The following is a 13,251-nucleotide window of genomic DNA, read 5'->3' as shown; positions in this document are numbered from 1 at the left end:
TACACGGCGGCGACATCACATCTACGAAGCGCCCGATATATCGCCGGTCGCTATCCGCCCGCCTTGCGCCTTATCGAGTCCGTAGATGTCGGGGCGCTCTTCGATCCCCCCGTCCGGGGTCGGCACGGCGGTGAAATAGGTCAGGTAAAGCGGCGTCGCGGATGGCAGGTCCACCCGCGTCTCGGGCGGCGCGGTCGAAGAGCGCACATCGCGTCCGAATAGCCAGCGCCCCAGGGCCGGCGCATCCTCGAGACGCACGCAGCCAGAGCTGAAGGTGCGCGCCTCGGCCGCGAAGAGGTCGCGATGCGGCGTGTCGTGCAGATAGATGCCCATGGCGTTGGGCGACATGATCTTCATCGAGCCCATCATGTTCGACGGCCCGGGTCGTTGGCGGGCGCGAAGGGACGTGGCGCCGCTGGCCACCTGGCTCCACGCGACCTGGGTGGGGGCGATGGGCGCGGCATGCTCCGACCAGTCGGAAAGCAATTCGATGTTCTTGGCGCGCAGATAGCGTTCGCCCTGACGCATGACCTTCGGCGCGATGGAATCGCGCACCAGGTCTTCGGGGATATTCCAGTAAGGGTTCACCACAGCGTAGCGAAGCAGGCCGACCATCATCGGCGTCTGCATCTCCGGCTTGCCGACCACCACCGCCATGCTCAGCCGGGGCGCGCCGCCCTCGAACGCCGTCAGCCGCGCGGCGGGAATATCGACCCATACGTAGCGGCGGCCGAAGTCCGGCGGCAGGACGCGGGCGCGGTCCATGTTGATAAGAATCAGCCGCTCGGTGCGACGCGCCTCGGGCGTGGCGGCGCCGCCCTGGCGCTGTTTGGCGAGCGCGGTGCGCAGGCCGTCGTAGATCGGATTGATGCGGCGGATCACCGCCAGGGTTTCCCGCGGATTCTCGCCGAAGGCGACGCGCTCGAGCAACACCGGCGCACGCGGGGCGACCGGCGTCAGGGCCGGGTCGGTGAAGGTGAAGCTCGGCATGACCGTCGGACGGCGCAGGTCGGCGGCGTAGGCGATCAGCGCCCGGGAAAGCTCGACATCGAACACGGCGGGATCGCCAACGACGGCGCCGTCTCGCAGCCCCTTGGGCAGGTAGCGTCGCGGATCGAGACCGTCGTCGCCGGCCCGTGACAGCACTTCGACGACCAGCCGGCCGCGATCGTTCAGCCTGTCGCCGCGAAGCCAGAGCGGCCGGTCCTCGTGGCTGCGATAGACCTGAGCGACGACGGGATCGGCCTGCGCAAGGCGCGCGATCTCGGACGACCCCGCGCCGCCGCAGCCGGACATGCCGATGGCGAGGGCCAAGGCCCCCGCCACCCACAACGGTCTTGCGAAAGCCGGCAAGGCCTTCGCGGTCAGCCGCGCTCGCCAGCGCGCATCATCGCGCCGGTGTCGTTCTGTGCATAATTCGCGCCGCCCGCGGCGGCGCGGTTGCTCTCCATGGCGCCCGAACGGTCGGTCGTGGTCGGGGCCATGCCCGAGTTCGTCTGGGCGGAGGTGTCGGCGCTATAGGCCCCGGCGCTTGGGGCGGTCTGCGCCGATCCATTCATCGCCGATCCGTTCGAACGCGAACCGGTGACGCCCGGCCCCATCAGGCCGGTGGCGCCCTGCTCCTGAGCGTAGCCGGCGGCCTGCTCGTTGGTCAGAGGCTGGCCGATACCCGGACTGATCGACGAATTCTGCGTGGCCGACTGGGCGAACGCCACGGCGCCGGCGCCGCCGACCAACGCAGCGGCGACGGCTGAAATGATCACTGCCTTTTTCATGGGAGCGCCTCCTTGCGCACATGCCTTGAATGCACGGCGTAACCACCCCGAAACGGGCCGGTTCCGCTCCCTTGATGACGAATAGTGACTGAATTCAACACTGTAGCTGAGCCTTAGGCGCGCAACCTCAAGGCCGGCAAGGCGCGCGGAGGCTCAGCTTCGGTCGAAATCAGCCGCGTCGGCCGTCGCGCTTCTTCTTCTCGCCGCGCGCGTCCGAGCGGTGCTTCTTGGCGCCGGCGTCCCGCACCTCGGCGCGATCCGGCGCCCGCAGGGTGGAACCCGGAGCCATCAGGCCCGAGCCGCCCTGCGCTTGAGCGTAGGCGACCGCGGCATGGGCGGTCAGCGGCTGGCTGCGGTCCAGCGAGTTGGCGTTCACCTGAGCGAGGGCGCTGCCGCCGAAGACCAACGCGGCGACGACGCCCGAGACGATCACTGCCTTTTTCATGGAAGCGCCTCCTCTATGCGCATCCCCGGAGTAGACTCAGAAAGCGGCGCCGGAGTGTCGGGCGCCCCCTCCATCCGTGACGAATGATGACAGCGGGCACGATTTAAGGGGACGCCAAAAGGGCGGCTAAACGGCCTCAGGTGAGGCCTAGTTCCTTCATTTTTCCAACATGATAGGCCAACGGGTGAAATTGCGGCCGATTGCGATCCTCCAGGCAACGAACGCCGGCAGATGGCGTTCAGCGGCCGAACGGAGGTCATCATGGCTCAAGCAGACATTCGCGCCCTGCCGGCGCTGGACGCGGAAACGCTTCACCGTCGTCTGGCGCACTGGAACCATCGGCGGCTGTCCCCCGCGACGCCCCACGCGGGCTGGGCCGCCGAGCTCGACGAGGAGCGCGAGATGCGGGCCCTGGAAGCCCACTGGATCGAAGGCTTCCGCGCCGAGGTGGCCGAGCGGGCCGCCGCCGCCCCGCGCGACGTGGAAGGCTTCACGGCCTGGTTCGAGGCCCTGGAGGCCGACGGACCCGGCCAGCACGACCCGCTGTTCGACTGGCTGGCCGAGGAGGCCACGGCCGGTGAGATGAACTGGTTCCTCACCCAGGAAGCCGCCGGCGAGGCGGGCTTCGACGACCTCGTCGCCCTGTCGCAGGTGAAGATGCCCCAAGAGCCGAAGCTCGAGCTGGCCCGCAACTATTGGGACGAGATGGGCCGGGGCAACCCGCTGGGCATGCACGGCCCGATGCTCGACCGCGCCATCCGCACCCTGGACCTGAAGCCGACCATCGACGACACCGTCTGGCCCTCCCTGGCGCTGGCCAACACCCTGACCGCCTTCGCCACCACCCGCCGCTACGCCTGGCACGCCATCGGCGCGCTCGGCGTCGTCGAACTCACCGCCCCCGGCCGGGTCGCCCTGGTCGGCAAGGGCCTGAAGCGCCTGGATCACCCGCCGGTGGTGCGCAAGTACTTCGACCTGCACGCCGTGCTCGACGTGAAGCACGCCGCCGACTGGATCGCCAACGTCCTTCAGCCGCTGGTGCGCGAGGTCCCGGAGTGCACGCCCTATCTCGCCGAGGGCGCGCTCATGCGCCTGACCTGCGGCGCCCGCTGCTTCGAGGTCTATCGCAGCCACCTCTGGGGCGAGGCCGCCCGCCGGTTCGCCGCGGAGTAAAGCCGTCACCGTGAGCCGCTATCATTTCAACATCGATGACGGCGTCAGCCTGCGCGACGATGACGGGGTAGAATTTCCCGACCTGGAGGGCGCGCGCAACGCGGCCGTCGACATCCTCACCGAGGCCCTGCGCGGCGCGCCCGAGCAGCTGTGGCGCCACGGCGGCCTTACCGTGACCGTCACCGACGACACGGGGCTGACGCTGTTCGTGGTCGAGGCCACCAGCACCGATGCGCCGGTGCTGAAAAAGGCGCGGCGCAAGCCTTCGCGGTAGGCGCCCGAAACCTAGCCGGCCTCACTTAGGCTCCGGAAGCGCCGCCGATAATGGCTTGGCTCGCTCAGCAAGGCGCACTAGCAAGCGCCACAAAGCGCCTCGAGATCTCCAGTGAAGTCCATCTACGTTCTCAACGGTCCGAACCTCAATCTCCTCGGTTTGAGGGAGCCGCACCTTTATGGCCACCAGACCCTGACCGACGCCGAGGCCCTGTGCCGCGCGGCGGCCAGCCGTCACGGCTACGCGGTCGAGTTCCGCCAGAGCAATATTGAAGGCCAGATGGTCGATTGGGTGCAGGAAGCGCGCGCGGCGGCGGGCCTGGTCATCAATCCAGCGGGATTCAGCTATCACGGCGTGGCGGTGCTGGATGCGCTGAAGATGTGCGAAGGCCCGGTCGTCGAACTGCACATCACCAACATCCACAAACGCGCCGCAGTGGAGGCGCCATGGCGCGCCGACAGCATCATTTCGCAAGCCGTGACGGGCGTCATCGCCGGCCTCGGTGTCGACGGCTATCGCCTGGCGATCGAATTCATCGCCGCGCGGCTGGCGGAAAGCAAAACCTAGCGCCGATCAAAGCGCGGTCGGCTCGTCCGCGCGATAACGCCCCTGCGCCGCGATGCGGATGCCGGCGTTGGGCGCGCCGTAGCCCGAGTAAGCCAGGTCGCGCTGCACGAACTCGAAGAAGAAAGTCTTGTCGAAGGCTCGGCTGTAGACCTGCCAATAGCGGCCCTCGACGTCTTCGTCATAGAGAACGCCGAGATCCGAAAGCCGCCCGGCCAGCGCCGCGTCGAAGCCGAAGCGGGCGATCAGGTCGTCGTAATAGTTGGGCGAGATCGGCAGGAGCTCCGCCTGGCGCATCTTCAGGCCCCTGGCCGTCTCCACAAGATTGTCGACTCCGAGGGCGACATGCTGGTAGCCGCCGCCAAACCCATGGGACAGGAAGCGCCCTGAAAGCGTGCCCGGCGCATCGGTGGCGTTGAGGGTTACCCGGAACGCCCCGTCCTGCGACTGCAAAGCCTGGCTCTGCACCAGCCCCAGCGGATCGATCACGTCCTGGGCGGCGCGCGGCTGCAGGCCGAAGAGGGATCGCCAGTAGAGTTGCCACGACAGGAACTCGTCGTTCATCACCACCGCCGCCAGGTGATCGAACCGGGTCGCTTCGGGACCCGCCTCGGGCGCCGTTCCTTCCACCGGCGCGAACTCATCCGCCCAGAGGTGCGCCGCCTGGTCGTCCTGCACGAGATAGACCAAGCTGCCGCCGACGCCCCGCAGAGCGGGCATGGCCAGATTGCCCTCCTGCCCCGCCTCATCGAACCGGTCGATGCGCAACGCCGCCGCGCGGTCGACGACCCCCTGCCGGTCGCCAACCCTCACCCCTATGGCGCAGATCGAGGCGCCGTGGACGTAGCGATAGGAGGCCGCGAAGCCCGTGGGCTCCGAATTGATGACCAGATTGACGTCGCCTCGCCGCCAACGGGTCACCTGCTTGGAACGGTGCGTTCCAACCTGCGCGAAACCCAGGGCGCGGCACATCTCGCCGAGACGCTCGGCGTCGGACGACGAGGCGGTGAACTCTACGAATTCGGCGGCGAGGATGGGCTCGACCGGCGGCAGCGTCGGCGCCTGGCCGATCGCCCTCAGCGCGGCGTCGCGCAGGGTGTCGAGCGACCGCATGCCGTCGGTGGCGACCAGCGACGCTGGATACGACCGGAAGCGGTCGTTGAAGATCTCCAGGCTTAGCGGCCCATCGTAGCCGGTGCGCAGAATCTCGGCGACGTAGCCGGTCAGATCGAAGCCGCCCTGCCCCGGCAGATTGCGGAAGTGCCGGCTCCAGTAGAGCAGGTCCATCTCCAGCACCGGCGCATCGGCCAGCTGGACGTAGACGATCTTGTCGCCGGCGATGTCGCGGATCGACTCGCTGGGGATTCGCCTCGACAGCGAGTGAAAGCTGTCGAGGATGATGCCGATATTCGGATGGTCGACCGCCTTGACGATCTCCCACACGTCGCGGTGATCGAAGACGTGCCGACCCCAGGCCAGCGCTTCATAGCCGACGTAGACGCCGCGCGGCTTCGCCCGTTCGCCGAGCTCATGGAAGTCGTCGACGATGCGCTGCCTGTCGCCGAGCGACGCGGGCTGGCAGTTCGAACAGACGAGAATCCGATCGACGCCGAGTTCGGCAATCAGGTCGAACTTGCGTTCGGCCCGGTCGAAGGCGCGCTGGCGCAGCGCGCCCGGCATGCCCTCGAAGTCGCGGAAAGGCTGGTAAAGCGAACAGCCGAGGCCGAGATCCTCCATCAGCCCGCGCACTCCGCGCGGCGGCAGCGCCGACCCTAGAAGGTCGTTTTCGAAGAGCTCCACGCTGGTGAATCCGGCCGCGGCGGCGGCGGCGAGCTTGTCTTCGAGCGTGCCGCTCAGCGAGACCGTGGCGATCGCGTTGTGCATGGTCCTCGGCGCTCCATCGGGCAGGTAACCAGATAGTACACAGGACACTCGGAGGTTCGAGCCGCCAGACCGCGCAGACGAGCTTTTCGCCTAGTCCCGGGTGTTGCGAGGCGCAGTCCGCGTCGACGCGGCCGGAGCGTTGGCGACATGGAACGCCCACCGCGCGGTCGGCATCGGCGCGATGCGCGCCGCCGGAACGTCCAACTCCACCAGAGTCTCCTTGCTCGGCGACCACGCCGGCCAGGCGATCCGCGCCGTCGCCGGATCGCCGGTCTTGGCGAAGGCGACGAGCGCGGCGGTCATGTCGGCCGACAGCCGCCGGTCATCCGCTGTCCAGTTGCGCGTCGGGCGCCACATGTTCAGCGCGTCCTGGGTGCCGAACCAGTAGGGCACGTCCGAGGTGTGATAGGCCCCGACCTGATCGGGACGGTCGGCCGGCAGGGCGGCGGGGTTGAACGGCTGCACCCGCACGAGATCGTAGATGTAGACCGGCGCCTTACCCCACTTGGCCTGGGCCACAGCCCAGTTGCGCGCGCCCTTGCCGACCATCGCCTCGCGGGCCGCCGCGCGGCCCAGCAGATTGGCTTCAGCGTCGGTCTTGGCGGGGTAGAGCTTCAGGAACTCCGGCGCCTTGTCCTTGTAGAGCCGCTCGGCCGCCGCATTGAAGTCCGCCAGGGTCTTTGCCGAGGACAGGTCGTTGCGGCTTTCGTCATTGGCGAAGCCGGCGATCACCGGCACGTCGTTCTGCTTGCCGGCCGCGAAGATCTTCGCCGGGGTGTCGGGCATGAACCAGCCGTCGACCACCGTCGAGCCGACCCGGATATTGCCGTTGGTGCAACCGAGCTGGCAGTCCTCCTGCAGGGCCAGCAGCCGGTCGGCCGGCACATTGCGCATCGCTTCGAGGTCGGCGGCCTTCAGCGTCGTCTGAACGAGCACCCCGGTCTTTTCGGTGTCGGCGAGCTTCGGCGTGTTGTCGCCGCCCTGCCCCCAGACGCCGCCGCTCATCGCCACCACGCCGCGGAACAGACCCTTGGCCAACGGGCTGGCCTGAAGGGCGGAGACCGCGCCGGCCCCGGCCGACTGGCCGGAAATGATCACCTTCGACGGATCGCCGCCGAACTTGTCGATATTGGCCTGAATCCACTTGAGCGCCGCCACCTGGTCGAGGCCGGCGTAGTTGCCCGAGGCGTGGTTCGGCGACTCCGCCGTCAGCTCGGGGTGGCTCATGTAGCCGAGGATGCCGAGCCGATAGTTGAAGTTGACGAACACCGCGCCGCGCTTGGCGACCTCCTCGCCGCCATAGAGCGCCATGCCGCTGGAGCCGATCGTCGAGCCGCCGCCATAGATGTAGACGACCACGGGCAGCTTATCGCCCGCCTTGGCGCCGGGCGGAGCCCAGACATTGAGGTAGAGGCAATCCTCGCTGGTCGCCTCTTCCCCGAAGTAGTGATTGATGTTGTGTGGTCGCAGCGGCTGAATGCACTCGGCGCCCTTGCGGTCGGCGTTGTAGACGCCGTTCCAGCTGATCGGCTCCGGCGGCTTCCAGCGGAGCTCGCCGGTCGGCGGCTTGGCGAAGCGAACGCCGAACCAGGCCTGCACCCCCGAGGGGAGCACCTGCCCCGCGACGAGGCCGCTATCGATCTTGATCGGGGCGATAGGGCGCTCGACGACCTGCGCCTGAGCCCCGCCCAGCAGACCGGCGATCAGCGCCGCCGAGAAGGCCGCCCTGGCGACCATGCTTGCAAGCTTCACGACGTGCGCCCCTGCCCCTCGAGAAGAGAAGAGGCCCGCCCCGTCTCCCGGGCATGGGAAGCGGGGCGGGCAAGGAAGGCGACGGCGGAGGGGATCGTCGCCGGCGTCCCAGTCGTCCGCGGACGGGCGAGCCCGTCCGCCGCTTGGATCAGAAGCGTTTGCTGACCTCGAAGGTCCAGACGCGCCCGAAGATGTTGTGGTTGTTCAGATCCACCGCGTTGCTGCCGCTGAGCACGATCGGCGGATCCTTGCCCTCGACGTTCTGGATATTCATCGAAAGCCGCAGGTCCGACAGCAGCCCTGCTTCGACCGGCGGCCGGTAGATCACGCCGAAGTCGACGGTGGTCCAAGACGGCACCTTGGTGTCGGGGTACTTCACGCCGCCGACCGTGATCGTGGCGTTGTTCAGGTACGAGCCAACATAGTTGGCGGCCAGGTTGAAGCTGAACGGCCCGTGCACGAGGGTCGTCGAGAAGCGCCCGCGTTCGGACACCTGATTGCCGATGGTGTCGATCGCGTCGACCAGCGGCGAGTTCGGCAGCAGGCTGCGCTGCAGGTTGAGGATCTTCGTGAACGAGCCGTTGAACGAGGCGCGGCCCAGCGGCGTGTCGAGCGCGTAGCTGGCGGTCAGGTCGAGGCCCGACTGCTTGACGCGGCCGAGGTTGCGCAGGCCGCCGGCGATGATGCCGACCAGCTGGCAGTCGTTGTTCGTCGTCGGCGAGTAGACGGCGTTCGGGTCGGAAAGCCAGGGCAGGTAGGCCGGGTTGTAGGTGGCGTATTGCGGCTGGCCGGGAATGCCGGGCTGGGCGCCGTTGACGCAACTCGACGGCTGCGGCGCGACGATGAAGAAGTCTTTGTACTGCTGGTAGGTCGTCGGGCTGGAGAGGATCAGGTTGGCGTTCGGCAGGTTCTCGATGCGGTCCTGATAGTCGACGTTGTAATAGGTCACGCCGAAGCGCAGGTCCGGAATGGCGCTGGGCGTATAGTCCGCGCCGAGCGAGTAAATCTCGGCGGTTTCCGGCTGCAGGTTGCCGCTGTTGCCGCCCCGCTGCAGCACCAGGCTCTGCCCGGTCGCCACGTTGGTCACCGGGATCGAGGGATCGTTGAGGCCGTTGTTCACGAACACGCGGTTGGTCTGGCCGACGGTGCGCGGATCGGATTCGCCCAGGGTCGGAGCGCGGAACGAAGTGCCCCACGAGGCGCGGACCAGCACATCGTCGATGGGCCGCCACGACACGCCGACCTTCGGGTTGGTCGTCGAGCCGACATCCGAATAGTCGTCGTAGCGAACCGCCAGCGACAGATCGAGGCGCTGGAAGCCGGGGATGGCGTTGTCGACGCCGAAGATCGGCACGAAGCCTTCGACGAAGCCCGAGTTGATGACGCGGTGACGCTTGGCGTAGCGCGAGGTCTGGTAGGCGGTCTGCAGGTTGAGCGTGTTCAGCGCCCGGAACCCGAAGTCGATTTTCTGATACTCGACGCCGGCCGCGATCCGCACATTGCCGGCGGGCAGTTCGAACAGCGTGCCGTCCACCTTGCCGACCAAGTCGATCAGTTGGTTGCGCGCCTTCTGGACGAAACCGCCGAAGATGCCCTCGGCGCCGGTCTGGGGTCCCTGCTGGTAAGGATTGAAGGCGCGGTTGTACTGCGGCTGCGTGATCGCCGCGGTGAGCACCGTGTTGCCCTGCGGCTGGCAGACGGCGCAGCCGAAGTTCAGGCCATAGGTGCCCGACCCCGTGAAGGCGAAGTCGCCAAAGAGATCGACCTTGTAGTCGCCGATCAGGTTGATCGAGTCGTCGACGTTCTTTTGGTCGAACGCCCGCCCCGGATTATTGGCCCGGAAGTTGTAGACCACCGTCTGGCTACCCGTACCCAGACCCGCGATGTAGAACGGGCTGGACGGCGACACCGTGACGCCGATGTTGGTGAAGCCGCCGTCGCCGGTGCCGGGCGCGGTCGTCCGCCGGCTGTTGAACAGCACCGTCGCCGTGACCTCGCCCGCGCGCCCGAAGTCCTGGTTCGCGCGGATGATGCCGCTGATCCGCTCACGTTCGGCGAAGTAGGGCGAGTAGATCGAGGTGTCGACCAACTCCGGATTGTTGCGCAGCGCCTGCACCTCGGCCGCCGTCGGAATGCGGCCGTTGAGACCGGCCGGCAGGCCGTAGACCGTGGTGCCCTGGATCAGAGCGCCGTTGACGCCGGGAGTCACGCTCGTGCCGATGAAGCGGTTGTCGTTGCCGCCATAGCGACGCAGGTCCGACGCCAGCAGGGGGCTGACCGAGCGCTTGACCAGATCGTTGGTCTCGTAGGCCAGGCCGAAGATCACGCCGCCGCCGTCCCAGCGCTTCCCGCCCACGCCCTCGATCACATACTGGTCGAACAGGTTATTCTGGTAGCGGGCGGTGACTTCAAGCCCGTCGAAGGGCTTGCGCAGGATGTAGTTCACCACCCCGGCCACGGCGTCGGAGCCGTAGATGGCCGAGGCGCCGTCGGTCACCACCTCGACGCGCTCGATGGCGGCGAAGGGAATGGTGTTCGGATCGGAGATCTGGTTGGTCACCCCCTGCGACACGCCGCGGTGGCCGTCGAACAGCAGCAGAGTGGCGTTGTTGCCGAGGCCGCGCAGGTTCACGCCGGCGGTGCGCCCGGTGCTGTTGGCCAGGGTGGCGCCGAGGCCCGAGGCCTGCGGCAGGTTGAGGATCAATTCCGAAGGGCTGCGGGCGGGCGCCTCGATCAGCGTCTCGCGGGTCACGTTGACGGTCGCCGAACCGACCGGCGCCACGCCGCGGATGGCCGTGCCGGTGACGACGACTTCCTCGACCGCCGTGTCGGCGGCGGGAGCCGTCTGGGCGACGACCTGGCCGGCCAGGGCCTGCATCCCGGCGACGGTGGCGAGTAGCGCGATGCGCCGGCTGGTGGTGAATCTGCTGCTCATAACCCTCTCCTGAGTCCCTGCCGCGGCGGGCGAACAGCCTCGCCCACGCTTCAGAACCTGCGCGCCGAGACGGCGCCGTGTTCCCTCCACCGCACTTGTCGTTGTTCGTGTACCGTGCGGTACAGTAGCGATAGCACGCAGCCGGTATCGGCTGTCAACTCTCTTGTACCATTTGGTGCAACAAGCTGCGCCTGCGTGGCCTCGCGCTCACACGCGAAAACGCCGCCCGAGCGAGGCTCGGACGGCGTGATGCTGGAATCGCTGGGATTCTTTCGAGGGTTAGACCAGCCCCGAGCCCGCCCAGACCTTCTTCAGGGTCTCGAGATCGCGTTTCATGGCGCCGAGCACCACCTCTCGCGGCAGGGTCAGCTTGTCCTGCGCCGAGTCGGCGCCGCCGTTCGGATATTCGGCCTGAATCTCGGTGGGACCGGCGAAGCCGATCTCTTTCAGCACTTGGGCCAGCAGTGGCAGATTGACGTTGCCCTCGCCCAGCGGCGTGTACTTCACGCGCCAGGGATACGGCGGACCGTCGCTCGCGGGCCCCGCCCCTCTCGCCGCGCCGGCAGGCGCCGCGCCGCCTGGCGGACGGGCCGGGGCCGGGGCCGAGCCGGGCGTCACCCGCTCGAGGAACGAGTCTTTGATGGACAGGCCGGCGATATAGGGACCGGCGGCGCGCATGTTCAGCGCCCAGGTGTTGTTGCCTCCGGCGTTGGTGGCGTGGCCGACGTCAAAGTGAAAACCCATCAGCTTCGGGTCATGGTCGCGCATCAGGAGCAGCATGTCCCAAATGGCGGAGCCGACCGTGCCGGGGCCGGAGTAGTTATGGTACATCGCCGTCATGCCGTACTTGGCGTTGAGGGCCGCCAGCTTGGCGATGCGCGGCTTCAGGGCGTCGAGCTGGGGCATGACCGGCTTGGTCTGGTCGTAGCGGAACGTGCCCCACCAGTAGTGGTGAATGTCGAGCTTGGACGCCGCGTCCATGATCCGCTCAGCGTTGGGCGAATCCGCGTCGGTGATCGGGCAGGTGATCGACGAGACCTTCACGCCCTGGGCTCGCACGGCCTTCACGAACACCGGCAGGTCGGTGGCTGCCTTCTCGGGATCGACATGTCCCGGATAGGGCCGCACGGTGATGTCCAGGCCTTCGTAGCCCATTTCGAGCACGGCCTTGGCGACCTCCGCCGGATCGCGCAGCCATTGCAGGTGGCGCGAATAGGCGTCGATCTGCAGCTTTCGCGACGCCGGCGCGGCGGCCGCCGGTTGGCCCTGAGCCAGGGCCTGACGGGCGGTGAGGCCCGACGCCAGGGCGCCCCCGGCCAGCAGAAGTTGACGTCTGTCCATGATGGCGGCCCTTGTTCCTCCCGCGCGATGCGCCGTTGTCGGCGCGCCGGTTCGCCCGGCCCTCACGCTGTTTCGCGGTCAGTTGGTATGGCCGGTGGAGCGCCGTCAAGCATTAGATGAACCATTTGGTGAGTTAATTCGCAAAGTCCTCCCCCGCCCGGCGAACGGCTCGGCGCGTTCAGCCGCGGTCGGCGGCGACGTAGCGGAGGACGGTGTCGACCAGGGCTTCCCGCCGCGTGGCGGTCTCGGCCTTGGCGCTCATGTCATGGCCGAAGATGGCCTTGAAGGTGTAGCGGTTGGAGACGTTGAAGAAGCTCGCCGAGGCGATGGCCATGTAGATGTCGATCGGCCGCAGGCCGGGCCGCATGGTCCCCTGCTCCACCCCCCGATCGTAGATCGACTTCACCAGCTCGATAGCGGTCAGGTTCAGCGACCCGATGTCCGGCATGCTGCTGACATGGCGGGCGTGATGGATGTTCTCGACCATGACCAGCGGCACTTCGCTGGCGTGCTCGACATACCAGTCGAAGGTCGTGAGCGTGAGCTTGGCCAGCGCCTCGGTCGGCGGCAGATCCTCCAGGCCGGCGGCCCGGTCGTTGGCCCTAAGCCGGCGGTAGTGTTCGAACAGCACCGCCCGGTAGAGCCCCTCCTTGCCGCCGAAGTAGTAGTAGATCATCCGCTTGGAGGTGCGGGTCCGCTCGGCGATCTCGTTGATTCGACCGCCGCTGTACCCGCGCTGCGAGAACTCCTTGGTCGCCACCTCGATGATCTCGGCCCGGGTGCGCTCGGCGTCCTTGATCACCAGTTCCGGACCGGCCTTGGTGATGCGGGTAGCGGTGTGGGCGACGCGCCGCTTCGGGGCCGACGGGGCGTCGGCCGCCTGGAGCTCTTGAGGGGCGCTGCGGCGCGTCGGAGTTCGAGTCATGTCGCCCTATTCATCGCCGACGCGCTTCACCTCGCCTAGCAGGAAAATGTAGGAGCAGGCTCCGATGAGGGCCATGAGGCCGATGAAGGCGAGGCCGCCGAAGAAGGAGCCGGTGGCGGCGACGACGAAGCCGATGACGATGGGGGTGATGATGCCCGCCAGGTTGGTGCAGAAGTTGAACAG

11 protein-coding genes are annotated in these 13,251 nt (G+C 67.6%); 3 read left to right on the top strand and 8 right to left on the bottom strand.

The features are described 5' to 3' along the window. Nucleotides 1-21 precede the first annotated feature (21 nt). The 3 genes from ACFLIT_RS15905 to ACFLIT_RS15895 all read right to left on the bottom strand — a co-directional run bounded on the left by ACFLIT_RS15905 (nucleotide 22) and on the right by ACFLIT_RS15895 (nucleotide 2,220). Complete coding sequence (locus ACFLIT_RS15905; protein WP_479912245.1) at nucleotides 22-1,314, bottom strand: L,D-transpeptidase family protein; 1,293 nt, start codon at nucleotides 1,312-1,314, stop codon at nucleotides 22-24. Nucleotides 1,315-1,364: 50 nt separating this feature from the next. Beyond that, nucleotides 1,365-1,775, bottom strand: coding sequence for a hypothetical protein (locus ACFLIT_RS15900; protein WP_479912244.1), 411 nt, complete (start codon nucleotides 1,773-1,775; stop codon nucleotides 1,365-1,367). Between the two features lie 169 nt (nucleotides 1,776-1,944). Then, a complete protein-coding gene (locus ACFLIT_RS15895) occupies nucleotides 1,945-2,220 on the bottom strand; it encodes a hypothetical protein (RefSeq protein WP_479912243.1) in 276 nt (91 codons plus the stop codon). A gap of 261 nt (nucleotides 2,221-2,481) precedes the next feature. Between ACFLIT_RS15895 and ACFLIT_RS15890 the strand changes: the two genes are divergently transcribed. The 3 genes from ACFLIT_RS15890 (at nucleotide 2,482) to ACFLIT_RS15880 (ending at nucleotide 4,234) form a co-directional block, all read left to right on the top strand. Continuing rightward, nucleotides 2,482-3,393 carry an iron-containing redox enzyme family protein gene (locus ACFLIT_RS15890; protein ID WP_479912242.1) on the top strand — a complete coding sequence of 304 codons (912 nt, stop codon included), beginning with the start codon at nucleotides 2,482-2,484 and terminating at the stop codon, nucleotides 3,391-3,393. Between the two features lie 10 nt (nucleotides 3,394-3,403). Further along, nucleotides 3,404-3,667, top strand: a complete 264-nt coding sequence (locus ACFLIT_RS15885) for a DUF6894 family protein (RefSeq protein WP_479912241.1) — start codon at nucleotides 3,404-3,406, stop codon at nucleotides 3,665-3,667. A gap of 111 nt (nucleotides 3,668-3,778) precedes the next feature. Then, the gene (locus ACFLIT_RS15880) at nucleotides 3,779-4,234 is read left to right on the top strand and encodes a type II 3-dehydroquinate dehydratase (protein ID WP_479912240.1); all 456 of its coding nucleotides are present in this window, start codon (nucleotides 3,779-3,781) and stop codon (nucleotides 4,232-4,234) included. A gap of 6 nt (nucleotides 4,235-4,240) precedes the next feature. Here the strand turns inward: ACFLIT_RS15880 and ACFLIT_RS15875 are convergent, their stop codons facing one another. From ACFLIT_RS15875 to ACFLIT_RS15855, 5 genes are all read right to left on the bottom strand, one after another. After that, complete coding sequence (locus ACFLIT_RS15875; protein ID WP_479912239.1) at nucleotides 4,241-6,115, bottom strand: bifunctional sugar phosphate isomerase/epimerase/4-hydroxyphenylpyruvate dioxygenase family protein; 1,875 nt, start codon at nucleotides 6,113-6,115, stop codon at nucleotides 4,241-4,243. A gap of 90 nt (nucleotides 6,116-6,205) precedes the next feature. Beyond that, entirely contained in the window at nucleotides 6,206-7,867 is a 1,662-nt protein-coding gene (locus tag ACFLIT_RS15870; protein ID WP_479912238.1) for a carboxylesterase/lipase family protein, read from the bottom strand. Nucleotides 7,868-8,015: 148 nt separating this feature from the next. After that, nucleotides 8,016-10,802, bottom strand: coding sequence for a TonB-dependent receptor plug domain-containing protein (locus ACFLIT_RS15865; RefSeq protein WP_479912237.1), 2,787 nt, complete (start codon nucleotides 10,800-10,802; stop codon nucleotides 8,016-8,018). A gap of 279 nt (nucleotides 10,803-11,081) precedes the next feature. Continuing rightward, nucleotides 11,082-12,143: a sugar phosphate isomerase/epimerase family protein gene (locus tag ACFLIT_RS15860; RefSeq protein ID WP_479912236.1), complete on the bottom strand. Its 1,062-nt coding sequence runs from the start codon at nucleotides 12,141-12,143 to the stop codon at nucleotides 11,082-11,084. Nucleotides 12,144-12,321: 178 nt separating this feature from the next. Further along, a complete protein-coding gene (locus ACFLIT_RS15855) occupies nucleotides 12,322-13,068 on the bottom strand; it encodes a TetR family transcriptional regulator (RefSeq protein ID WP_479912235.1) in 747 nt (248 codons plus the stop codon). Nucleotides 13,069-13,251: the final 183 nt, after the last annotated feature.

Source organism: Caulobacter sp. HJHS_5, assembly GCF_056683955.1.
This window is presented reverse-complemented; position numbering and strand designations above follow the sequence as displayed.